Source organism: Bacillus sp. WMMC1349, from assembly GCF_013155385.1.
Lineage (GTDB): Bacteria > Bacillota > Bacilli > Bacillales > Bacillaceae > Bacillus.
The window spans coordinates 199,090-221,402 of sequence record NZ_JABJUQ010000007.1 but is presented as its reverse complement, the minus strand read 5'-3'; the positions used below and the strand labels follow the sequence as shown (position 1 = coordinate 221,402).

The following is a 22,313-nucleotide window of genomic DNA, read 5'->3' as shown; positions in this document are numbered from 1 at the left end:
ACAAAGTAGACCCACTATTTATTAATAACAATCGTCAATTTATAGTTTGCCTGTTTGTTTAAACTTTGCAAAAACTGATTTAACAATTCATTTGAAGGAAATGTACATTCAAGAAGATAGCAGCCATCTCCACTAATTTTATAGTTATTGAGTACATATTGCTCTTGCGATTTAATAAATGAGAGATAAGGTTGGTGATGAATGCTTTTTGTATAAATATTAATAAAAGCATGTACAAAATATCCTAATTTAACTCGGTTGGTCTTAATCGTGTAACCCTCAATCACTCCGTTATCTTCTAATTTGGCAACTCTAGCTGCAGCTGCCTGCCCTGTCAAATGAACTCTATCTCCTAATTCTTTCATTGTTATACGGCTGTTTTTAGATAATTCTTCCAATATTCGCATATCCGTGTGATCCAACATAAAATCAAATCCTTTCAAAGCAAATCTAAAAGTACTTTTTGTAACAGGAAATGCCTAAAACTCGTTTCTTACCCATTAGCCCAAACTCAAATATTCTTTCAAAAATCAAGGCAAACGGTAAAAACACCTGATTTTATCTATGTATCTGTTATTTGACCATAGTATAAACTAAACGTAATTCAAAGAAAAGGAGCATTAAAAGATGATTAATCAACAGATTCGTAATGCTACATTAGTTGTCGAATATCCAGGTAAGAAGCTTTTAATAGATCAATGTTAGCAGAGAAAGGTACTTACCCCCTATCCCAAACTCGCCAAGACAGGAGCAAAACAATACTTTAGTAAGTTTGCCAACACCAATTGACAATTTGATGAAGGAAGTAGATGCTGTCATTGTCACTCACCTGCACTTAGACCACTTTGATGATTTTCTTTCCCGCACATTTGAATATCTGTTTCCTGTAATTCTTGAGGACAATCGAATTGTCCGATTGGATATTTTTTATTCATTGGAAAACCCTCCGTTCTTATTTAACATCTCTTGTAAAACCAAATTCTGATTAAAAACCCACATTAATTTCAACACCCTTTAAAATAAAGATGATTAATCCCAAATCAAAGTAACATCTAAGAGATTTAGATAGACTCAAATATGAGATTTACAAAAAAAGCAAAAACCTAAATGTGATTCAATGTTGATTTTCTTAGACACAGTGAAGGGAAGTTTCTAGTATTAATTGGCGCTATGAAAAGCACAATCAATGCGTAAAAATGTCTCTTTCGCTACTATCTTACGAAGTGTATCCGTCAAAATAACTCGAAGCTTACTCGTGCTGTAAGCGTTCGTCGTTGAAGCTAGACAGCCTTCAAAACACAAAAAAAGAGCTAAGATAGCCCTATTGTACAACGTCCATATGATTTTCCGATTCACAAACTCCTTGATCATAGTTTTTCATGGTGTTTTTGTCTATCACTCTTCGGTCTGTTGATCCATTTGAAATATCCATTTTTGGAAACTTCCAAAACATGGCACATCTTCTCCACTCGGTAATGGGAGCGATTTTCATGGATGAACGAATACTTTACCGAGGGCTTTTTGCGAAGTAGTGCATCGCCTTTTGATTTTAGGTTGTTGTCCATACTTCTTGACCCAACCGTGAACAGTATTTTCATTGACACCGACCTCTCTAGCTACTTGTGCTACAGGCTTGTTGTGCTCAGCGATATACTTAACCGTTTCTTTCTTAAATGATTCATCGTAACGTTTTCCAGTTCCTCTACCCATTTTAGACACACCTCATTATTTTTATATTTTTATTATAACAATCCGTGTCTACTTTTTAGTCTAGCATCACAACACTTTTATTTTACTTGAAAATAAGGGATAACTATAAAAGCAGTTGCAATAAAAATTAATACACTAACCACGAAAATATATATATACTTAATGAAAGAACCAAAAACGATTAACAATAGTGGCATTAATAAAGTGAATATGCCAATTATCAAAAGCAGAAAACCCATTCTCTTGGATAACTTATTTTTATCTCCTAAAAAAGTCAGTTCATTATATTCAATTAATAGACTTAAAATTTTTTTTACTCCTATTAAATATGAAAAAAATATGCAAATAGATCCACCCACAATATAATTTAACAATTTTCATCAGCCCTGTGTATATTATTTTGTATAATTTTTAAAAAATTCTGTGAATCAAAACCTAATTCTTTATCCGCTTCTTTTTTTATCTGCTTTTGATTATCTAAGAACGCTTTATATTTGGGACTAATTTTATATAGTACATCGCTGAATGGACTACCTTCTTTTAATTGAGGAAGATCTTTACTATTCTTCAATTGTTCAATAAAATTTTGCTTGAACTCTTCATTCTCTGAAATATTTTTCACTAGATTGATTATTGCATTTTTTTGTTGTTCCCATAGCTCATAATCTTTTTTTATAATTTTATCTATAAAATCACGATTATTCTCTTTAAACTCTACTAATTGATTTGAATTTTCAAAAATTAGTTGCATTACTGGATGTTCAATGCTAACTTCATCTATATCATCTAAGTAACTCACTAAATTTAACCAGTCCATTTGTTTATTTTCATCGTCAATTTTGAATTCTAAAAATGGTTCAAAAATAATCGCAATAAGTTCTCCAAATTTACCCGGAAACATTCTTAACAATTTTTCTTTGACATACTCTTTCTTCTCAAAATCTTTAAGTTGTAACGTACTTTCTAATGCTTTAATTTTACTACTAAAATCCTCAATTTCACTTAAATTTTGAATTAATGTTTCTGTTAAAATTTTACTTTGATGAAGTTCTTTTAACTTGCAATTGATTTGATTTAACTGATCATTTAATAAGTCAGGCAGACTTTTGTTTCCGTCGAGAAGGGATTTTATCTCCTTAATTGGTAGTCGAAGTAAACGGAGTGAAGCAATAACTCTTAATTGAGACACTATATAATCAGAGTATTCACGGTATTGATTATTAGGGTTTTTTTTTACATTGATCAAGCCCTCTGTTTCATAATACTTGATCGCTTTTTTTGTTAACCCTGTCAGTTCAGACACTTGTTTGATATTCAATATAATCACTCCCTAATAAATATTTACTTTTATTGTAAAGGTGCCTGTTAGGGGCAAGTCAAGAAAAAACCTTAATATTTAAAAAATGAGCTTCTTAGCGCCCTCGAAGATAAAATAAAACAACTTGCTAAAGTTTGGGAGATCATTAAAGATAATGATGAAAACAAAAAATAAGTTTGCAAAAAAATGCTCGGTTATCGGGCTTTTCTTCATCACGAAAAGCGAACGCAAATGATTTTTTTATACATTAGATAGGAAGATAGAAGTTTACACATATTAAAATTTCTATTATTTAATGTATTATACCCGGAGCCATTTAGAAGATTTTATCGAAAAGATGTATATATTTATAATCCCAATTAAAAAAAGAGCTAAGATAGCCCTATTGTACAACGTCCATATGGTTTTCCAACTGATTCACAAACTCCTTGATGGCCTTTGTATTTAGGGTTGAAGTATCTGTCACGACACCACTAACCTTTTTTACGATTGCTTTTTCAAAGAAATTCATTTTGGTAACCAGGAACTCTCCGCCAAATAATCCATGAACAATGGCTTTCTTTCGTAGTTCTTTTGGAAAAGCCTGCTCAAATTGATTCTGGGCTGTCTCTCCTTCTCGCATACAACAAAGAAACAAACCTAGTTTTTTATTAAGAAGTATATCCATATTATTTTTCATAAAGTTTCTAAGCTTCCCTTGAATTTGACCTGCATGGATGGAACCACCAACCAATACATAATCAAATTCATTTATATCAACCTTAAGTTTCTCTCTTTTTAAATCTATCGACTTCGTTTCTCCAGGGAGTTGGTTGACTAGATGTTTTACAGCCTTCTCCGTTGTTCCGTGATTCGAACAGAATACAACTAACGTTTTCATGCATTTCCCGCCTTCCATTTTTTATGGTATAAACCGCTAGAATAATTGTCACTAAATTTATAACTGGTATGATGATAGCAGGAATCCCATCTGCTCCATTAACAAATGCACTTTGTCATCATCAACAATCAGAATGTTAGACTCCATATGATTCCCCCATCATCATGAGTTATAACGAGCAGCTAAAGACATAAGCCGGCGGCAAATTTCTTAATTCTTTTTTTATATCTATTTTCGTAAAAAACTGGTCAATTAGCGTCTTTTTATACTTAGTGTATTGGAAAGTAATGAATTGTCCATCCTTTTTTAAGACTTTGGTGGTATTTAATAAAATCTGGGCTGAAACGCTTTTTGGTAAACTTGCAAAAGGAAGACCTGAAACAATATAGTCAGCATAAGGAATACAATACTCCTTTAAATACTGGTCAATATTTTCGGCAGATCCATATAAAATGAATACATTCTTCTCCTCTTTAAATTTCGCTTTCAACAATAAATAAAATTCTTTATTATTTTCCACTAATAAAAGAATCGTCTTTGGATTTCGCTTTTCAAGCAACTTTTTTGTAAATACGCCTGTACCTGGTCCATATTCAACGATGTATTTTGCTTTCTGAAAATTAATTGTTTCCATCATCTTATCTCCAAGAAACCTCGAGCTAGGAAGGACGGCACCAATAGTTCTTGGATGAACTATATATTGAAATAAGAATTTCAGACGTTTCATATTAAAATCTCTCCATTGTTTTGAATTTATAATCATATTTTACATTAAAACCTGAAGAAAAAGGGGCAAAAAACCCTAAGAATTCTTAACATTTGAACGCAACTCTTTTCTTAACATATAAAAGACCTCTTTTTTTAATATTTGTATATTAAATCATCGATAGACAGTACTGAATAAAAATTTGTCTAGAAAGAAGGTGATTCCATGCCAACTTCACCCGCCCGACCAGAGGATACAGTAATGTCCTTTAGAATCAAATTGCTCACCACCTAATTTTCATATTATTGAAAATCTTAACTCGCATTGGTATGTTTGTTAATTTTTTATAAATCCAAAAAATATGATAAATTTGTATTGCAAGGAAATTAAATGGTAAGGAGGAAGAATTATATGTTTGTTGGAATTGATCATGTTCAAATTGCCGCCCCTAAAGGTAGTGAAGATAAGTGCAGAAAATTTTTTTCGGAAATTCTAGGAATGGAGGAAATACTCAAACCAGAAAATCTCAAAAAACGCGGAGGGGTTTGGTTTCAATGTGGCACTCATGAACTTCATATTGGTATTCAGGAAAACTTTATCCCAGCAATTAAAGCACATCCAGCCTTCAGCATAAAAGATATAAATAAACTAAAGCAAAGGTTAATTGAAAACAATATTAAAATAAAAGAAGATGAACCTTTAGAGGGGGCAACACGATTTTATGTAGATGATCCATTCGGTAACCGATTGGAGTTTTTACAACGGCACTAATTACTAGAACAAAGTAATGAGAGTATCTTCATTGCTTTGTTTTTTCTTTTATTTCATGGAATACAGATCCAAACTTAAATATTTTCTTACTTCTGTAATTTCTAAAAAAGTTTCTCGTATCTACTATGAGTTTAGTGTTTTGAAAGATCAATTCACGATTATAATCGCTATGATCAGTTATTCATATAACACAATCATAATAATTAAACAGATCATAGTTAAGAGGTTTGGATATTAATATCCTTCCTTATCCTCATGGAGTAGCTAGTTATGAAAGATGGACCTATGTCAAGATATTGGACACTTAAAATATTAAATTATTGTCAAGGCTACCGCGCTTCGCTTGCTGTCCTCTTAATAGAAGGAACGGCATTCTCCCATTCCTTCTATTAAGAGGTAACTAAACTTCTACTCTATCAGTTGTATTCACTTTTGCGCATACTTTTTCTCATAAGCTATCGGTGATAAATAACCAATAGATGAATGAATACGTTTGTAGTTGTAAAAAGTCATGATATAGGCAAATATGCTTCTTTTTGCTTCTGCTCGTGTTTGATACTTCTGATGGAATATGAGCTCCTTCTTGATCACACTGTGAAAAGATTCAATACATGCATTATCGTAACAGTTACCTTTTCTGCTCATACTTGTCGTAATCTTATAGTCTCGTAGAACTGCTTGATAGTCATACGCTGCGTATTGACTACCTCGATCGGAATGGTGAATAAGCCCTTTCTGTGGTGGCTGCTGGTTTATCGCCCGTTTCAAAGCGGTAATGGTCAATTCCTTCGTCATACGTCTACTCATTTCCCAACCGATGATTCTCCTTGAAAATAAGTCCATGATCGTAGCTAAATACAACCAACCTTCTCTTGTCCATACATAGGTTATATCACCAACCCAAACAGCTCCAGGCTTGTCTACGTGGAAGTTTTGCTTCAATACATTCGGATAAATAGGATAAGAATGCTTAGAATTTGTCGTCGCCTTGTACTTTTTCACCGTTTTAGACCGCAAGTCATTCTCGCTCATGATACGAGTAACAGTCTTTTGAGATACATCCCAACCCTCTTGTTTTAATTGTTCAGTGATTTTAGGGCTACCATACCTTCTCTTGGACTCCATATAAACACGCTTCACTTCGGCTGTTAGCTTTTCTCTACGCTTTTTCTGCTCACTCTTATCTCGATTCCTCCAGTCATAATAACCACTTTTCCAAACACCTAATACTTCGCACATCTTCGCTACACGGAACTCGTGTCGGTGTTTTTCGATGAAGTCATAAATTACTTCTGGTTTTTTGCGAAGATGCCCATAGCCTTTTTTAAAATGGAAACTTCCTCTTCCAAGTCACGAATACGTTTATCTTTTTCATAATTAGCTTGATCCTTGGGATTAAGATTCCCACTTCCTACAAAGGCATCCTCCTGCTCTTCCTTATACTTATCCACCCACTTATGCAAAGTTTGATGAACTAAATCTAGCTCTCGTGCAACTTCAGCTACCTTTCTTCCATCTTCCACAACCATCTTAACAGCATAGATTTTAAAGTCTTTATCGTATCTTTTTCCGTTCATTTTGGACACTCCTAGAAATTATTAGTTTCAGTATAAAAATCTCTATTCTCTGTGTCCAATTATTAGACTAACATCAAGATTATCCGAAGCTATAGATTTTGCTTTGAATTGGAAGGGGAGAAATAATGAAAAAGTAGATATAATAAATCTTTCTTTAGGTGGAAAAAAAGATGACAAACAATTAAAGAATAGTATAGATAATGCAATCTCGCTTCTGCTGGGAACTATGGAGATGGAGAAACTGATGAAATTCTTTATCCAGGGTTCTTTGAGGATGTATTTCAAATTGCAGCAGTAGATCGTTTTAACAAGCCACTAAAATTTAGTAATACAAACAACAATATTGATTTTTTAGCTCCTGGGCATAATATTTATTCAACCTTTCTGAATAATACTTTTATAACAGCATCTGGAGAAGCAATAATATTCCAGTGAAGGTAAAAACAATAAAAAATCACCTGCTATCCCAATCAATTAAATTAACTGGATATACAAGTAGGATTCAAGGCAATGGACTGTTGAAATTATAAAAAAATACAAGCAGTATGAATAGATCAAAATCGTAAAATTAATGGCTTCCAACTGTCTGTGTAAAATGACATATTAGAAGCCATGATATCGTTTGATCCAAAAATTTCATTCAGGAATAGTCAGGCACCAAAAAGCAGAGTGCCAATTATGTTATATGCAATTGGGAATATAAAGAGAAGGATGTTAAAAATAATTCCTATTTGAGAAAGTTTATCTTTCTTCAATCTATAAGAAACAAAACCGAATACTGCTGCAATTGGACATAGAAATAGTGGAAATACCAATGGCAACCCTTGTATTTTTTCTAAAGGTACTATTTCAAAGAAAAAATTAAGAATTAAAATTGTTAAAAATGAAGGAATCAATAGAGATATAAAATTCATAAAGTTTAAGCCCTTCAAGAAAAAAACTCCTTTCACTTAAAAAATTTAAAATAAATAATCAAAATATAGTAAAGAAGGAAATTCACCAATCCTAATATTGCAAAAAAATCCACTTCACTCAAAAATATTGAGTAACCATTAAAGAAATAGAATATGACTCCTAAAAAAATAAGATTCATCCAAAACGCATAATAACCAGATTTATAATGATTCCTCAATGATCTTTCATCTATTTCTTTGTTTTCATCGACAACTTTAAGATTGCGCTTTTTTAAGTTAATAAAGTCAATGATCAACATTGTTATAAGTATTATAAATAGAAAAGGAAAGATGAAATTTGCCAAGTAAGCATCTGAACTTTTCCATGCACTGAACGAAAAAATCATAAATAGCAATGAAACCGCTAATCTTAATAAAAATCCGTGTAAGTAATTCAATTTTCCTCCTCCACAGTAAATAAGTCTTCAACTTTACAACCAAAAAAAGTAGCTATTTTTATTGCCAGCCCAACTGTGGGTTCATATCTTCTTTTCTCAATAGATATAATGGTTAAGCGAGTTACACCAACTTCTGATGCCAATTGTTGTTGGGTAAAACCAAATTTATTTCTATATTCACGAATTTTGTTTTGTGTATTGTTTCTCATAACATGTGTTACCACCTCATTCATGTGTATAGTATACTATACTCAAACACATTGTATAGTATACTTAACGTCATGTAAAGAGTTAAAAAAAATCCATGGAGGATTATCTTTTTCTCCATGGATTTAAAACTCCTGTTTTCATTTTTTACTTAAAGAGATTACAAGGTTGTTGCGTAAACCAAGCAAAAATAGTAATTGCCCATTGGCTCCCTTTAAGAACATACGGGCGAGTGAGAGGCTAAAGGAGGAATATTAAAAAAATGAGGAAAACAGTAATTATATACACTAATCCCTTGTGTGAACCGTTTAAGAAGTTAAAAAAATGGTTTCATAAACACAATATCGACTTTGAGGAAAAAGACTTAATTAATGATAAAAAAGCATTGATAGAATTTTAAAAAGAATGGTTATCAATTTACACCTCTAACAGTTATAGACAATAAACATAAGATCGTTGGATTAAATAGAATTGTTTATCAAAAGATGAACAAGGGGATAAAAAAAGGAATTTGACTTGACCAAAATAAACAAAATAAAAGCAGAGCTACTCCAAATATCAAAGTGTATTGATTCTTGTCTGGATGAAGAAAAAAAATTATACCAAAATGTTGCAATCAGTTACTCTTCAGAGTTGAAGCGTTTGAAGGAGCATATTGAGGAATTATACGATAGCAAATTATGTAATTGTTAGGGCAGCGAAAAAGAGAAATACTTAGTCTTAAAAATGCACAAGTATTTAAGGGAAAAGAGAGCAAAAAGAAAATATCACAGGAAAAGTTTTTCTGCGATTCAAAAACTAAATTCCTCCAAAATAACATTATAGTTATGAATTTTAAGTTCTTAAGAATTTAAAATTAACTTTTTTAAAAATTTCTGATAACTTCCTTTTACACTTGCGGTATTTTTTTATTCCAATGTGGTAAGTTAAACAAAGAAATTATTGTATAGAAAGAAGGTGATCCCATGCCAACTAACGATAAACCCAATAGATTAATCGCTGAGAAATCTCCATACTTACTTCAACATGCCCACAATCCTGTAGACTGGTTCCCTTGGGGAGAAGAAGCATTTGACAAAGCGAAACGCGAGAACAAGCCTGTACTCGTATCTATTGGGTATAGCTAGTTTGGTTACTCTAATGCACATGCCACTGGTGTCACGTCATGGCCCATGAAAGCTTTGAAGACCAAGAAGTTGCAGACCTTTTAAATGAAAAATTTGTCTCAATTAAAGTTGATCGTGAGGAACGACCTGATGTTGATTCAATCTATATGACCATTTGTCAAATGATGACCGGTCAGGGCGGTTGGCCGTTAAATGTATTTTTAACGCCTGAACAGAAACCGTTTTATGCAGGCACTTATTTTCCGAAGACAAGTCGGTATAATCGTCCGGGGTTTATTGAAGTTTTAGAACATCTTTCAGATACGTTTACAAAAAGCCGTGACCATGTTGAAGATGTTGCTGACAATGCAACTAAACAGTTGAGCATAAAAGCGAAAAGTACTGCTGGTGATTCACTTGATGAAGGAGTTTTGAAACGGACATATGAACAGCTTAATAAGAGCTTTGATGCTGAATACGGCGGGTTTGGCAGTGCGCCAAAATTCCCAATCCCACACATGCTGACCTTTCTGCTTCGCTACTATCGATTCAGCGCTGAAGAAAAAGCTTTACATATGGTCACAAAGACGCTGGACAGTATGGCAGATGGAGGGATTTACGACCATATTGGCTATGGGTTTGCTCGCTATTCGACAGACCACAGTTGGCTTGTTCCCCATTTTGAAAAAATGCTTTATGATAACGCTTTATTATTAATGGCTTACACCGAGGCCTATCAAGTGACAAAAAACCCACGGTATAAAACAATATCTGAACAGATCATTACGTTTATCAAGCGGGAAATGACCAATGACAAAGGTGCTTTTTATTCAGCCCTTGATGCAGATACAGAAGGTGTTGAAGGCAAATATTACGTCTGGTCAAAAGAAGACATTCTCGAAACAGTAGGAAATGATCTCGGTGAACTCTACTGTCAAACCTATAACGTCACAGCTGAAGGAAATTTTGAGGGACACAATATTCCCAACCTGATTCATTTTCGTGGTAATAGGACTGATGAGGAACTAAACAACAAACTTGAAGTAGCAAGACAAAAGCTTTTCAAAAAACGACAAGAACGCGTATACCCTCATGTGGATGATAAAGTCCTTACATCATGGAATGCCTTAATGATAGCGGGTCTCGCCAAAGCAGCAAAAGTGTTTCAGTCATCTGACTATATGAAAATGGCAGTAACCGCTGCTACCTTTATCGAAAACGAATTAGTCAAAGACGGTCGCCTGATGGTTCGCTACCGTGATGGTGAAGTGAAAAATAAAGGGTTTATTGATGACTATGCATTTTTGCTTTGGGCTTATCTTGAATTGTATGAAGCTTCCTTCGATTTAAGCTATTTGCAGAAAGCCAAACAATGGTCGGCGGGCATGTTGAATCTGTTTTTAGACAAGGAAAGTGGCGGGTTTTATTTTACAGGCCATGATGCGGAGAATTTAATCGTACGGGATAAAGAAATCTATGATGGTGCCTTACCTTCTGGAAATGGTGTAGCAGCCGTGCAGCTCTTACGATTGGGACGGTTGACAGGTGATCTGTCATTGATTGATCAAGTTACAAAAATGTATTCCGCATTTCATGGAGATGTCTTATCATATCCAAACGGTCATACAAACTTTCTCCAAAGTTTATTAAGCCATGTCATGCCGCAAAAAGAAATTGTTATTCTCGGAAAACAAAATGATCAAAACAGGCAGACGATCATCACAGCATTACAGCAAGCATTTCAACCACAATATGCGATTCTTGTTGCCGAAACACCAAACGATTTTCAAGGGATTGCCGAATTTGCAACAGACTATCATTCCATTGAAGACAAAACAACCGTCTATGTTTGTGAAAATTTTGCCTGTCAGCAGCCAACGACAAACATAGACGAAGTACTGGAACGTTTAATCAATCGAGGAAACGGGAAAAACGATTAAAACATTTGGAAAGGGGCAGTGCTGATGAAAAGAAAAACCATCATGTCTAGTCTTGTTGTTTCCACAGTGGCGGTCGGACTCACTTCCTATTTGCTAAAACAATATATGAAGAAAGCGGAAAAATCGCTTCCGATTCATAAAGCAGGAAACCCGTCACCTGAAGATATTGAAGACAACAAAATGGTATCAGAAGGCTCAGCCTATCCGGTTCAATATTATGATCAGCAAAAAAAATGAGCTGCCACATCTCGGCAGCTCTTTATATTTTGTTCTCATAGCAATAATGATTCACCAATTCTTCAATCAAATCGTGCTCTGGAAACTCACCTTCAAAACCAAATCGAATTTCCTCGACAAATTGTCCACGTCTATAAACATGGATGGCTCCATTTTGCCTTGTCACACTATATTCGGGTTCAAACGTATAACCGTTTCGCTCGATCGCTCCCATTTTTATCTGTCCACCCTTCAAAACAGCAGTTCATATATTTCATTTAATTGTCTTAACCGTTCATCATCTTGCTCATTTTTAACATAATTCATTTCATGTTTCAATACCTGATTCAAAAACGACATTTCTCGCTGACTTAAATGTTGGGCAAACTCTTCCTCATTGGCATAATGTTTAAGTTTTTTATAAATACTCCGTCCTATATCATGCTGAAGATGATTTGACAGTGACTCACGCAAATAACCTAATGTTGTATCCATTGGTCGCTCTCCTTTTTTTCTATAGCTTGAGTCAATCGGACACAATTCATTCATCTATTTTGAAATTGATCGTTTAACTATTATTCTTTTAAAAATAAGCATAAAATAACAATTTTATTAAAATTTTATACTATTTATTCTTTTGTATTCAATATATAATAACATCAAATAGGTATTTGTATTCATTAAACATCCAAATACAGGATGTGACAATACGATATGGAGGGATTTCATGAGATTATTCAGAAAGTTTGTAACACTCCTTGTTGTTTTAGGTCTCACTTTTGGATTAGGGACAAGTCAAGTCTTTGCAGATGAACAACCGGTAAATCAGGAAACTGGCACAACAGCAGATGCTCCCTCACTTCTACCTGGAGATTTCTTTTATTTCGCAAAAAAACTAAAAGAAAATGTTCAGCTTGCTTTAACATTTGACAGCGTAAAAGAGGCTGAACTATTAGCATCTTTTGCCGAAGAACGTATTAAAGAAGCAGAAGCATTACTTGCACAGGGAGAAGAATCTTTGGCTCATGAAGTTCTTGAAAAAGCCCTTGAACAACAAGAGGCTGCATTAGAAAAATACAAAGAGGAAGCAGAAGATCAAACAGCGAATCAAGAAAACAAAGATACTGATACAAAAGAACCAGTGTCTATTGATAACATTCGAGCATCACTAGAAGAAAAATTCGCTTCTAATGTACTTGCACTACAAGCAGCATTAAATAAAATTGAAAACCCAACAGCAAAAGAAGCACTTCAAAAAAATATTGTAAAAGCAAAAGAAAAACTGGAAAAGAAAATCAACAAAAAAATAGCCAAGTTAGAAGAAAAGCAGCAAAAGGCTGAGAAAAAACGTTCTGAACTTGAAGAAAAATTAAAATCTGGTGAAATTGATGAACAAGAATATAAAAATGAACTTGCTGAAATTGATAAAGAGTTAGCAGAAGAGCAAGATGAAGCGGTGAAAGATATCAGTGAAGAGGCTGATGAAGCTGTCAAAGATTCTTTAGATGAAGATCGTCAAGATCAAGACAATAAAGATGAAGCTGATGTTAAAGAAGACAAAGACACAACACCTGCCAACACGATTGAAAAACAACGCGAAAAACAGGCTGAAAGAGAACGTGAAAAAGCAGAAAAAAGAGCTGAGCAAGCAAAAAAGGCTCAAGAAAAACAACGTGAAGCTCTGAAAAAACAGGCTGAAAGAGAACGTGAAAAGGCAGAAAAAAGAGCTGAGCAAGCAAAAAAAGCTCAAGAAAAACAACGTGAAAAAGCAGAAAAAAGAGCTGAGCAAGCTAAAAAGGCTCAAGAAAAACAACGTGAAGCTCTGAAAAAACAAAAACAGAAAGAAGCAAAAGACCAAGAAGATCATCAAGAGTAATTTCCGCATGAGCAGGCGATTTATAGCCTGCTCTTTTTTCTTGAAATTCCTACGGATAATATGGTATAAGAAGGAGTGATTACCAATAAAATACTAGTTCTATAGTTTCTGCTTCATATTTTGAATTAAGGGGTTATTTAACATGAAAACAGAAAAAAGTAGTCAACAATCCTTCTATTCATTCATTCTCTCAATGAACATCCCTAAATTAGCACTAGCAATTGGTCTGTGCACAAGCCTTGTCACCACATTAGTTGAACTATCAATCCCGTTATTAACTAGGAAAATGGTTGATGACTTTTCGGCCAGTTCCATTACTTTGGCCTTAGCCGGAATCATCGCGATCGTCTTTATTATCCAAGCAGTTTGTGATGGCTTTTCAACCTATTTGCTCTCATATGTTGGGCAAAAAGCGGTTTCGTCTTTAAGAGAACGAATGTGGTTTAAATTACTGCGGCTGCCTGTTCGTTACTTTGATCAAAAAACGAGTGGTGAAACCGTCAGCCGTGTCGTTAATGATACGGTGATCATTAAAGGTTTAATTTCCGATCAATTCCCGCAATTTATCACAGGCATGATCTCCATCATTGGCTCAATTACTATTTTACTGATAATGGATTGGAAAATGACACTTCTGATGCTTATTGCTGTTCCGGTTACAACTATTATCATGATTCCGCTAGGCAGAAAAATGGAGAAAATCTCTAAAGGCTTACAAGATGAAACGGCTACATTCTCTGGGAATGTTCAACAAACATTAAGTGAAATTAGATTAATGAAAGCATCCAATGCAGAACAGACAGAAAAAACAAAAGGAAATGTAGGTATTTTAAAACTATTCGAATTTGGTCTCAAAGAAGCGCGTATTTTTGCGCTTGTTACACCGCTCATGCATCTTATCGTGATGGTCGTGATTGTGATGATTATCAGTTATGGCGGAATTCGTGTTTCTGACGGCACAATGACAACCGGCTCTCTTGTCGCATTTTTGCTTTATCTGTTTCAAATCATTATACCAATCACATCCTTTACAATGTTCTTTACCCAAGTTCAAAAAGCAAAAGGAGCAACAAAACGGATCATTGAGATTTTAAATATAGATGAAGAACAAGGAAACCAAGGAATTGACGTGGATATTACAAATCAACCGATCCATGTTGAGAATCTTTCTTTTTCCTATAGTGATGATGAACCCGTTTTACATGATATATCATTTCATGTTGAGCCTGGACAAATGATTGCGTTTGCAGGGCCAAGCGGTGGCGGCAAAACGACGATGTTTGCTTTACTGGAGCGCTTTTATGAACCAAATGCTGGAGTGATTAAAATTGGTGATACACCCATTCAAATGCTATCAATGAAGTCTTGGCGGAGCCAAATCGGTTATGTGTCACAAGACAGCCCAATGATGGCCGGAACAATTAGGGAGAACCTTTGCTATGGATTAGATCATGAGGTTAATGATCAAAAACTATGGGAAGTAGCAGAAATGGCTTTTGCTGATACGTTTATAAAACAATTTCCCAATCAACTTGAAACGAAAGTTGGTGAGCGTGGTGTGAGGCTATCAGGAGGACAGCGGCAGCGAATTGCGATCGCTCGTGCCTTTTTACGGGATCCAAAAATCTTGATGATGGATGAAGCAACAGCAAGCCTTGATAGTCAATCAGAAAGAATTGTCCAACAAGCGTTGACAAGACTGATGGAAGGACGGACTACCTTTGTCATCGCCCACCGCTTATCAACGATTATCAATGCAGATAAAATTATTTTTATCGAAAAAGGCAGAATCACAGGAATCGGGTGTCATCATGAATTAGCAGCTTCACACCCTTTATATCATGAGTTTGCTGAACAGCAGTTAACATAGGGGGATATCGATGAATCAAGAACAGTGGACAAAAGACCACCTTCATGAAATCAATGATCAATTAGAATCGTTCTCATTTTTAGATCAATACTTACAAAATAAAAGAATCGTTTTTCTAGGTGAAAATGGTCATGGAGTTGCCCAACATAGCCAATTAAAAGTTCGAATGATTCAATATCTTCATGAACAGCTTGGATTCAATCATATTCTCTTTGAGAGCGGTTTAGGTGAGTGCAGTTATTTTAATGACTTTGAGAAAACATTGGAACCAGAAAAGGTCATGAAGAAGACCATTTTTCCAGTTTGGCATACCGAAGAGGTGCTAGAGCTTTTTAAGTACATGAAAAAATCTCATCTCCATTTAAGCGGGATTGATATACAATTCTCCTCTAGGGAATTGATATTTTCGAAAAAATTGGTCGATATGATTGCTAAACTTGATCAGCCTTATTCAGAGAAAGTCTGGACAATGGAGAATGACGTTTTAGCACTATATAAAGAAAAAAAAGGACGAGCCTATTTTTTACCTTTCTACAGAAGGAACGTAAGAACATGCAGAACACTCAAGGATGCGTATAAAGAATTACTGAGCTTTCTAGATCAGCATGAAGAAGAAATCGCAAACCATATACCAGAAACGAGTTATTTTCAAATCATCAGACGGGTCATTGTTAATCGCATCGACTTTATTTCAATGCTTTCCCATGGTATGAGAAAAACATTAAAAATTCGTGATCAAGCAATGGCTGATAATCTTAAATGGTATGTGACAAACATGCACCCTGACGAAAAAGTAATCATCTGGGCACACAATGGTCACATTGCAAAAAACATTAAAAATATCATTGGTTTTCGTTCGATCGGCTCCTATTTGCCTGAGTCAATTAAAACGCAGTCTTACATCATCGGCATGTTTATGTATGAAGGATCGGTCGCTCACAATAATAGAGAAGTATACGAAGTGAAAAAGCCACCCGAACACAGCATTGAACAATATATGGCTTCAACTCATTTACCCATTTCCTTTATTGATCTCACGAGTCCTCCAAATCATGGTGATTCAATGTGGATTCACAACACGATCACTGCAATGGATGGAGGTCTTGGAGAAATGACCATAAGACCTTCTGAACAATATGATGGCCTTGTTCTAGTGAAGAGCGTCACTCCCCCAGCGTATATTTGAGCAATTGAAAAGCTCCCCTATTTTTTTGGGGAGCTTTTCATGATCAGGCTCAGTACTGAATTTTTAAACACGCTTGCCAATTCTAAATAGATAATAACTAGCAGTAATCACCGCCATAAACGCAACCCCAACAATTAAAGATACACGCGTATCATCGTTGAACCACATTCCAACTAAAACCATGAGTAAAAAGGCAATCGTTAAATAGTTTGTAACAGGCGCAAATGGCATTTTGAACGGATGATTGTCAAGTTCAGCCCCTTTCGCCTTTCTAAAACCGATATGGCTAATTAAAATCACAAAACATGGAATCATCCCTGGTAGGACACTGGCACTATATACATAGACAAAGATGTTCGGCGGTGAAATATAATTTAAAACAACACCGACTACTAAACCAGTTAGCACAGCAATGGTTCCATACAATGGTACACCATTTCGGGAAATCTTCTTAAAGATTGCTGGCGCTTGTCCATTGACACCCAAAGTATAAAGCATACGTCCTGCACTGAAAATACCGCTGTTACAGCCTGACATAGCTGCAGTAATCACAACAAAGTTAATGATACCAGCTGCTGCAGTAATTCCGATTTTCGCAAATGTTGAGACAAACGGGCTTCCCAATGTGTTTAGTTCATCCCAAGGGTAAACTGTAACGATGACAAAAATGGCACCGATATAAAAAATTAAAATACGCCAGATGAGACTTTGAATAGCACTTTTTAACGTGTTTTGCGGATCTTTTGCTTCCCCGGCTGTAATCCCGATCAGTTCAACTCCTTGATAGGCTGCGATGACAAGAGATAATGCAAAGAAGAATCCTGTAAAGCCTCCTGTAAAGAAACCTCCATGTGACCAAAGATTTGACAAACCGATGGCATGCCCGCCATTGCCAAAACCGAAGAAAATCAAACCAAATCCAGCGATAATCATTAAAACAATCGTAATGATTTTAATCATGGCAAACCAAAACTCAAATTCTCCAAACGATTTAACGGAAATCAGATTAGCACCGCCAAGGATTGCCATCGCGATAATCCCTGGTATCCATGCAGGCAGATCAGGGAACCAATACTGCATATACTCCCCAACGGCGATAATCTCTGACATCCCGACGATTACCCACTGAAACCAGTTGCTCCACGCTGTCAAATAGCCAGCAAGCGGGTGAATATATTGATGACCAAATGTCGCAAATGAACCCGTACTAGGTTCCACATACAACATTTCTCCCATTGCACGCATAATAAAAAAGATAAAGATTCCGCAGATTGCATAAGCAAGTAGAACAGACGGACCAGTCCATTTAATCGTGCTGGCTGATCCCATAAATAAACCAACACCGATTGTACCGCCTAAAGCAATCATCTGAATATGGCGTGCTCCCAAACCCCTCTTCAGTTCTTTGTTAGCCACTTCTCTTCCTCCTCTAAGTAAAAGGGGACTCCTTTTTCTATTTAAGTAGTGATAAAAATCTGAAAACTTATGATATAATTTCCAATTAACTTATTTTATCATAATAAATTTTTTCATAATATACAATTGTTTTTTCAGAAGAACACTTTTTTAAGAGATTAAATGATGGCTAAGCACTATATTGATATAAAATAAAAAAACGCATCTTGATTTTAAGATGCGTCTGCCTTACGGTCTAGAATTTGATACAACTCAGCCAGTTTTTGAATTTGATATGTAGGAACAATGTCGATATGATGAGGTTTCAGACTAGGGTTCATCCAGCACGTATCAACTCCTGCCAATTGACCCCCTTTGATGTCCGCTGTTAAAGAGTCCCCGATAATCAGGCTTTGTTCTTTTCTAAAATGCGGAACCCGCGCAAACACGTAATCAAAGTATTCCTTCATCGGCTTTTGGTAACCGGTGTCTTCTGAAACAAAAATATCTTTAAACATCGGATACAATCCTGAATCATGCAAACGTTTATACTGTGTTTTAGAAATGCCGTTCGTCACGATATATAAATCATATTGATCTTTTAAGTTTTCAATCAATTGAAAAGCTCCATCTATTAATTGATGCCCTTTCTCAAGGAAACTCTGATACTGCTTCTCTAGTAAAACTCCATCAACATCAATGCCATACTCCTTGAATAACAGAGAAAAGCGAGTGTTGACCACTTCATCACGATCCATTTCTCCGTCTTCGAACGCCCTCCATAATCTATGGTTCACCTTTTTATAATCTGATTCGATCTCCTTTGTAAAAGCTATGTTTTGCTGCTCAAAAAGCATGTGCAGCGCTGAATCCTCCGCTGCACTAAAATCTAAAAGTGTCTGATCTACATCAAAAAATAATGTCCGATACTGTTTCATAGGTTGCCTCCGTTTTTTGTTTGTTGATTTAAGTATACACACTTGTAGAGGCAAAGTGTTCTCTCCATGCTTAGTTAACGGAAAGATGACTAACCCTAGAGAGACCTTCAAGAAATGAAATAAAAGGTATTTGTTTACTGTCGTGTGATTTCAAAAAGCTAAACTGATTATCTATTGATTTGGACCGTTATCCTTTGGTTTAAGTGTTTTAAAAAGAGAGGGGGTTTTTCCAGAAACCCCTCTCTAATGAACGATTCAGCTTTTAATTGTGGGGGATTTTTCTTGCAATTGTGTTTTGTCTGGCCGAGTTGTCGCGATAATTCCCAGTAATACACAAGCAATCCCTACAAAATGTCCCCACTGAATGGTTTCTTTCAGAAAAATATATGAAAGCAGAAGGGAAGATACAGCAATAATTCCAGTAAATACTGCCGATGTACTGACAGGAACTTTAGAAACGCCATAATACCAAAGCACAAAGCCGACAACTGTCACAATCACTGCATAATAAATGATATTGAGCCAACTGGTCATTGTTGGTTGAGTAAAATCGAACGATAGTGCCTCATAAATTGCAAACGGTAAAAACATGAAGAACCCCATTAACGTAGCAAAGGTTGCAATACATAAAGCAGACAGTTTCCCAGAGAGTACCTTACCGAATATCGTAAATAATGACTCGCCTACAACAGCACCAAATATTAAGATTGTTCCTATCCACTTAGGAACACCTGGAATGACTTCATGAGATTCACCGCTTAACAAGTGGATAACCGAAATCCCGCATACAGCTAACAATATCCCAAGCCATTGATGACGAGATAACTTTTCTTTTAAAAACATAAATGATATGAAACAAATGACCATTGGAGTAGTACTAGTGATAATGCCACTTTCTGTTGCTGTCGTGTACTTTAAACCGTAAAGCAATAATACGCTAAAGCCAAATACACCTGTCAATGCCAACATAAAGAGAGTCCATAAATCACTTTTTGAAATCTTCGGAAAAGGTTTTTCCGTCAAATAAAGAAATATTAATAGTAATACCGCAGCAATTCCATAACGGATTCCCGAAGCTAAATATATGGGAAAGTCATTTAAAATCCATTTTCCAATGACAAAAGAGCTACCAACTGTCGTCATCGCAATTGCCATTGCTAGATAAGCTTTTACCTGATGTTTCATTTGATTCCTCCTATACGGAGCCAATTCACCCGCCAGCAAGCACCGTTTCTGATATGACAGGACCGGCCTCTTTGAGGACGTCGCCAATACATGTCACATGAGGTGTGTTCAATCCATTAAAAGCATTCCGAGTATCTAAGATTGGCACTCCGGATTCAGCAATTCTTTTGAAATCATAAGTGGAATGTGCAGTAAGGAGCGCAATCAAGTCGTAGTGACAAAGTTCTTCATAGTTCATCTCTGTTTGAATGTTGATTTGCTGATCATTAACATCTAAAATATGATCACAAAATGGATCGTTAACCGTTATGACGGCTCCTTTTTCTTTTAAAAGTTCATAAACATTTAAACTGGGCGACTCTCGGTGATCGTTTACATCTGGTTTATATGCCATTCCCAGCAATAAGATTCTTCCTCCATTTACACATTTCTTTTGAGCATTAAGCAATTCAGATATTTTTCCGACAACATACTTTGGCATGTTCCTGTTGATATCTTGGGAAAGTTCGATAAAGCGACTAAAAAAATTCTCTTCTTTTGCTCTCCACGTCAGATACATCGGATCAAGGGGTATACAATGTCCGCCAATACCAGGTCCCGGATAAAATGGCATAAACCCAAAAGGCTTAGTAGAGGCTGCTTTTATAACTTCCCAAATGTTTACACCTAAGGAGTCACACATTAGTGCCATCTCATTAATAAAAGCAATATTAATACTGCGGAACGTATTTTCTAATAATTTAGATACTTCAGCAACTTTTGGAGTTGAGACCGGAAAAATCTGATTTACGATTGTGCCATAAAGAGTTTCTGCAAGCTTTAAACAGTTATTTGTAACACCTCCTATTACTTTTGGGGTATTGAGAATGGTGTACTTTTTGTTTCCAGGATCTACTCGTTCAGGTGAATAACATAGGTGATAATCAATTCCAGCATGCAGATCAGTAAGAGCTAGTGCTTTTTCAATTCGCTCCTCAGTAGTACCAGGATAAGTAGTACTCTCTAATACCACAAGTGTCCCAGGTCTCAAATGTTTTTTAAGTTTGTCAACAACATATTCAATTGCAGAAAGGTCCGGATCAAGGTTCTTGTTCAATGGTGTTGGAACACAAATACAGATGGCATCAAGAAAGCTCATGCAGGAAAATTCAGTTGTTGCTTTAAAGTGACCATTATCAACTATAAACTGAATATCCTCATCTTTCACATCCGTGATATACGAATAGCCCTTATTTAAAATATCTACTTTCTCTTGATTTAAGTCAATTCCTGTAACTCGAAATCCAGTTTGGGCAAAAGCGATACAAAGAGGTAGACCTACATAACCTAAACCAACAATACCAATATTTGCTTGTCTTGAATTTATTTTTTCAATAAGATCCAATATTCCCACCTCACAATTTTTCATTATTTAAGATGAAATGTTTGACTGAGATAAGACTGGGATGCATCTAATGCATGAAAGATAACTTCAGCCGAAACACCTGGAACTTGACAGCCTAGAATCCATATCGAACGTGTTTTTTCTGTTATCTTTTGTTTCTCACTATCACGGTAACAGAACAGGGAAAGGACTTTTTCATCATCTGTTAACACCAACATATTTGAAGCCAATTCTTCTGGATTTTGGCTACCGATCGGTTGAAACCGTTCTCCACCTTTCGATAAAGTTAAACGAATATCTCCTTCAACTTGGGCAGCATCAAAAACGCCAAGGGGGATCAAATGTTTAACAGCGGCTATATTTACTGCATCTACAATCGGATGAATCTCAGGAATTCGAGCCAACTCCTCCTTTATCAAAAATCGCTGAATTAAATTTTGGACTGAAGGAGGTGTTTTTTTAGTATTTAAGCCAAGTTGTTGATAAAAATCTTGATAAGCCATGATACGTTCTGTTTGTGCAACTTCTGACTTGCTTTTCCCTTTCCATTTTTCATGTAGAACCTTCCAATCAGCTTTTAAATCTAACTTTTCGTTATCTATGGGTTCTAAGTCAAGTTTGACAGCAAAAACTTGTACCCCATTCAGCTTGTTTTCAACTTCGTCTGACATTGAAATGGTTTGATACATATGGCTTT

Annotated in this window: 24 protein-coding genes and 1 pseudogene; 8 read left to right on the top strand and 17 right to left on the bottom strand. The window is 35.5% G+C overall.

Going from position 1 to position 22,313, the window contains the following annotated elements; all coding sequences use genetic code 11:
* Nucleotides 1–14: 14 nt before the first annotated feature.
* Nucleotides 15–425 (bottom strand): Lrp/AsnC family transcriptional regulator, encoded by a 411-nt coding sequence (locus HOO54_RS03670; RefSeq protein ID WP_172292684.1) that lies wholly within the window; start codon nt 423–425, stop codon nt 15–17.
* A 202-nt stretch (nt 426–627) separates the two neighbouring features.
* On the opposite strand from HOO54_RS03670, the pseudogene HOO54_RS24055 reads away from it, so the two are divergent.
* Nucleotides 628–853 (top strand): annotated as a pseudogene (locus HOO54_RS24055) (MBL fold metallo-hydrolase); the annotation flags it as partial.
* A 635-nt stretch (nt 854–1,488) separates the two neighbouring features.
* On the opposite strand, the gene HOO54_RS03665 reads toward HOO54_RS24055, so the two are convergent.
* From HOO54_RS03665 to HOO54_RS03650, 5 genes are all read right to left on the bottom strand, one after another.
* The gene (locus HOO54_RS03665; RefSeq protein WP_172292682.1) at nt 1,489–1,710 is read right to left on the bottom strand and encodes a transposase; all 222 of its coding nucleotides are present in this window, start codon (nt 1,708–1,710) and stop codon (nt 1,489–1,491) included.
* Between the two features lie 77 nt (nt 1,711–1,787).
* The gene (locus tag HOO54_RS25335; protein ID WP_483862003.1) at nt 1,788–2,069 is read right to left on the bottom strand and encodes a DUF3784 domain-containing protein; all 282 of its coding nucleotides are present in this window, start codon (nt 2,067–2,069) and stop codon (nt 1,788–1,790) included.
* Between the two features lie 8 nt (nt 2,070–2,077).
* Entirely contained in the window at nt 2,078–3,028 is a 951-nt protein-coding gene (locus HOO54_RS03660; RefSeq protein ID WP_172292680.1) for a MerR family transcriptional regulator, read from the bottom strand.
* A 382-nt stretch (nt 3,029–3,410) separates the two neighbouring features.
* Nucleotides 3,411–3,908, bottom strand: coding sequence for a flavodoxin domain-containing protein (locus tag HOO54_RS03655; protein WP_172292678.1), 498 nt, complete (start codon nt 3,906–3,908; stop codon nt 3,411–3,413).
* Between the two features lie 169 nt (nt 3,909–4,077).
* Nucleotides 4,078–4,635: a class I SAM-dependent methyltransferase gene (locus HOO54_RS03650; RefSeq protein ID WP_172292676.1), complete on the bottom strand. Its 558-nt coding sequence runs from the start codon at nt 4,633–4,635 to the stop codon at nt 4,078–4,080.
* A 390-nt stretch (nt 4,636–5,025) separates the two neighbouring features.
* Between HOO54_RS03650 and HOO54_RS03645 the strand changes: the two genes are divergently transcribed.
* Nucleotides 5,026–5,385 carry a VOC family protein gene (locus HOO54_RS03645; protein ID WP_253907603.1) on the top strand — a complete coding sequence of 120 codons (360 nt, stop codon included), beginning with the start codon at nt 5,026–5,028 and terminating at the stop codon, nt 5,383–5,385.
* Between the two features lie 426 nt (nt 5,386–5,811).
* Here the strand turns inward: HOO54_RS03645 and HOO54_RS03640 are convergent.
* The 4 genes from HOO54_RS03640 to HOO54_RS03625 form a co-directional block, all read right to left on the bottom strand.
* Nucleotides 5,812–6,962, bottom strand: a protein-coding gene (locus tag HOO54_RS03640) for an IS3 family transposase (RefSeq protein ID WP_172292672.1) whose coding sequence is annotated in 2 segments (ribosomal slippage) — nt 5,812–6,701 and nt 6,701–6,962 — 1,152 coding nt in all. Because the reading frame shifts where the segments join, the coding sequence is not laid out codon by codon here.
* 650 nt (nt 6,963–7,612) lie between these two features.
* Nucleotides 7,613–7,894 (bottom strand): hypothetical protein, encoded by a 282-nt coding sequence (locus tag HOO54_RS03635; protein WP_253907602.1) that lies wholly within the window; start codon nt 7,892–7,894, stop codon nt 7,613–7,615.
* Nucleotides 7,895–7,908: 14 nt separating this feature from the next.
* Entirely contained in the window at nt 7,909–8,313 is a 405-nt protein-coding gene (locus tag HOO54_RS03630) for a hypothetical protein (RefSeq protein ID WP_172292670.1), read from the bottom strand.
* Complete coding sequence (locus tag HOO54_RS03625; RefSeq protein ID WP_172292668.1) at nt 8,310–8,522, bottom strand: helix-turn-helix transcriptional regulator; 213 nt, start codon at nt 8,520–8,522, stop codon at nt 8,310–8,312. The genes HOO54_RS03630 and HOO54_RS03625 overlap by 4 nt, the downstream gene beginning before the upstream one ends.
* Before the next feature lie 963 nt (nt 8,523–9,485).
* Here HOO54_RS03625 and HOO54_RS03620 point away from each other — a divergent pair.
* The 3 genes from HOO54_RS03620 to HOO54_RS03610 are packed head-to-tail and all read left to right on the top strand — an operon-like array spanning nt 9,486 to nt 11,803.
* On the top strand, nt 9,486–9,647 hold the full coding sequence (locus tag HOO54_RS03620) for a DUF255 domain-containing protein (RefSeq protein WP_172292666.1): 162 nt from the start codon (nt 9,486–9,488) through the stop codon (nt 9,645–9,647).
* A 38-nt stretch (nt 9,648–9,685) separates the two neighbouring features.
* Complete coding sequence (locus tag HOO54_RS03615; RefSeq protein WP_172292664.1) at nt 9,686–11,566, top strand: thioredoxin domain-containing protein; 1,881 nt, start codon at nt 9,686–9,688, stop codon at nt 11,564–11,566.
* A gap of 24 nt (nt 11,567–11,590) precedes the next feature.
* Nucleotides 11,591–11,803 (top strand): hypothetical protein, encoded by a 213-nt coding sequence (locus tag HOO54_RS03610; protein WP_172292662.1) that lies wholly within the window; start codon nt 11,591–11,593, stop codon nt 11,801–11,803.
* A 22-nt stretch (nt 11,804–11,825) separates the two neighbouring features.
* On the opposite strand, the gene HOO54_RS03605 is transcribed toward HOO54_RS03610, so the two are convergent.
* On the bottom strand, nt 11,826–12,017 hold the full coding sequence (locus tag HOO54_RS03605; protein WP_172292660.1) for a YbxH family protein: 192 nt from the start codon (nt 12,015–12,017) through the stop codon (nt 11,826–11,828).
* 17 nt (nt 12,018–12,034) lie between these two features.
* Nucleotides 12,035–12,277 carry a sigma-G-dependent sporulation-specific acid-soluble spore protein CsgA gene (locus HOO54_RS03600; protein ID WP_172292658.1) on the bottom strand — a complete coding sequence of 81 codons (243 nt, stop codon included), beginning with the start codon at nt 12,275–12,277 and terminating at the stop codon, nt 12,035–12,037.
* A 232-nt stretch (nt 12,278–12,509) separates the two neighbouring features.
* On the opposite strand from HOO54_RS03600, the gene HOO54_RS03595 reads away from it, so the two are divergent.
* The 3 genes from HOO54_RS03595 to HOO54_RS03585 all read left to right on the top strand — a co-directional run bounded on the left by HOO54_RS03595 (nt 12,510) and on the right by HOO54_RS03585 (nt 16,714).
* Nucleotides 12,510–13,658, top strand: a complete 1,149-nt coding sequence (locus HOO54_RS03595; RefSeq protein ID WP_172292656.1) for a DUF5667 domain-containing protein — start codon at nt 12,510–12,512, stop codon at nt 13,656–13,658.
* 142 nt (nt 13,659–13,800) lie between these two features.
* Nucleotides 13,801–15,528 (top strand): ABC transporter ATP-binding protein, encoded by a 1,728-nt coding sequence (locus HOO54_RS03590; protein WP_172292654.1) that lies wholly within the window; start codon nt 13,801–13,803, stop codon nt 15,526–15,528.
* 10 nt (nt 15,529–15,538) lie between these two features.
* Nucleotides 15,539–16,714, top strand: coding sequence for an erythromycin esterase family protein (locus HOO54_RS03585; RefSeq protein ID WP_172292652.1), 1,176 nt, complete (start codon nt 15,539–15,541; stop codon nt 16,712–16,714).
* 63 nt (nt 16,715–16,777) lie between these two features.
* Here the strand turns inward: HOO54_RS03585 and HOO54_RS03580 are convergent, their stop codons facing one another.
* The 5 genes from HOO54_RS03580 to HOO54_RS03560 form a co-directional block, all read right to left on the bottom strand.
* A complete protein-coding gene (locus HOO54_RS03580; protein ID WP_172292650.1) occupies nt 16,778–18,130 on the bottom strand; it encodes an amino acid permease in 1,353 nt (450 codons plus the stop codon).
* Between the two features lie 212 nt (nt 18,131–18,342).
* Nucleotides 18,343–19,047 carry a YjjG family noncanonical pyrimidine nucleotidase gene (locus HOO54_RS03575; protein WP_172292648.1) on the bottom strand — a complete coding sequence of 235 codons (705 nt, stop codon included), beginning with the start codon at nt 19,045–19,047 and terminating at the stop codon, nt 18,343–18,345.
* A gap of 255 nt (nt 19,048–19,302) precedes the next feature.
* Nucleotides 19,303–20,232, bottom strand: a complete 930-nt coding sequence (locus tag HOO54_RS03570) for a DMT family transporter (RefSeq protein WP_172292646.1) — start codon at nt 20,230–20,232, stop codon at nt 19,303–19,305.
* Nucleotides 20,233–20,257: 25 nt separating this feature from the next.
* Nucleotides 20,258–21,640, bottom strand: a complete 1,383-nt coding sequence (locus tag HOO54_RS03565) for a nucleotide sugar dehydrogenase (protein ID WP_172292644.1) — start codon at nt 21,638–21,640, stop codon at nt 20,258–20,260.
* The gene (locus tag HOO54_RS03560; RefSeq protein ID WP_172292642.1) at nt 21,640–22,305 is read right to left on the bottom strand and encodes a B3/B4 domain-containing protein; all 666 of its coding nucleotides are present in this window, start codon (nt 22,303–22,305) and stop codon (nt 21,640–21,642) included. The genes HOO54_RS03565 and HOO54_RS03560 overlap by 1 nt, the downstream gene beginning before the upstream one ends.
* Between the last annotated feature and the right edge of the window lie 8 nt (nt 22,306–22,313).

Bases quoted from the DNA above. Each gene is read 5' to 3' on its own strand.
- HOO54_RS03670 (WP_172292684.1), bottom strand. From the start codon at position 425: ATGTTGGATCACACGGATATGCGAATATTGGAAGAATTATCTAAAAAC.
- HOO54_RS03665 (WP_172292682.1), bottom strand. From the start codon at position 1,710: ATGGGTAGAGGAACTGGAAAACGTTACGATGAATCATTTAAGAAAGAA.
- HOO54_RS03655 (WP_172292678.1), bottom strand. From the start codon at position 3,908: ATGAAAACGTTAGTTGTATTCTGTTCGAATCACGGAACAACGGAGAAG.
- HOO54_RS03650 (WP_172292676.1), bottom strand. From the start codon at position 4,635: ATGAAACGTCTGAAATTCTTATTTCAATATATAGTTCATCCAAGAACT.
- HOO54_RS03645 (WP_253907603.1), top strand. From the start codon at position 5,026: ATGTTTGTTGGAATTGATCATGTTCAAATTGCCGCCCCTAAAGGTAGT.
- HOO54_RS03625 (WP_172292668.1), bottom strand. From the start codon at position 8,522: ATGAGAAACAATACACAAAACAAAATTCGTGAATATAGAAATAAATTT.
- HOO54_RS03620 (WP_172292666.1), top strand. From the start codon at position 9,486: ATGCCAACTAACGATAAACCCAATAGATTAATCGCTGAGAAATCTCCA.
- HOO54_RS03615 (WP_172292664.1), top strand. From the start codon at position 9,686: ATGGCCCATGAAAGCTTTGAAGACCAAGAAGTTGCAGACCTTTTAAAT.
- HOO54_RS03610 (WP_172292662.1), top strand. From the start codon at position 11,591: ATGAAAAGAAAAACCATCATGTCTAGTCTTGTTGTTTCCACAGTGGCG.
- HOO54_RS03605 (WP_172292660.1), bottom strand. From the start codon at position 12,017: ATGGGAGCGATCGAGCGAAACGGTTATACGTTTGAACCCGAATATAGT.
- HOO54_RS03600 (WP_172292658.1), bottom strand. From the start codon at position 12,277: ATGGATACAACATTAGGTTATTTGCGTGAGTCACTGTCAAATCATCTT.
- HOO54_RS03595 (WP_172292656.1), top strand. From the start codon at position 12,510: ATGAGATTATTCAGAAAGTTTGTAACACTCCTTGTTGTTTTAGGTCTC.
- HOO54_RS03590 (WP_172292654.1), top strand. From the start codon at position 13,801: ATGAAAACAGAAAAAAGTAGTCAACAATCCTTCTATTCATTCATTCTC.
- HOO54_RS03585 (WP_172292652.1), top strand. From the start codon at position 15,539: ATGAATCAAGAACAGTGGACAAAAGACCACCTTCATGAAATCAATGAT.
- HOO54_RS03575 (WP_172292648.1), bottom strand. From the start codon at position 19,047: ATGAAACAGTATCGGACATTATTTTTTGATGTAGATCAGACACTTTTA.
- HOO54_RS03570 (WP_172292646.1), bottom strand. From the start codon at position 20,232: ATGAAACATCAGGTAAAAGCTTATCTAGCAATGGCAATTGCGATGACG.
- HOO54_RS03565 (WP_172292644.1), bottom strand. From the start codon at position 21,640: ATGAAAAATTGTGAGGTGGGAATATTGGATCTTATTGAAAAAATAAAT.
- HOO54_RS03560 (WP_172292642.1), bottom strand. From the start codon at position 22,305: ATGTATCAAACCATTTCAATGTCAGACGAAGTTGAAAACAAGCTGAAT.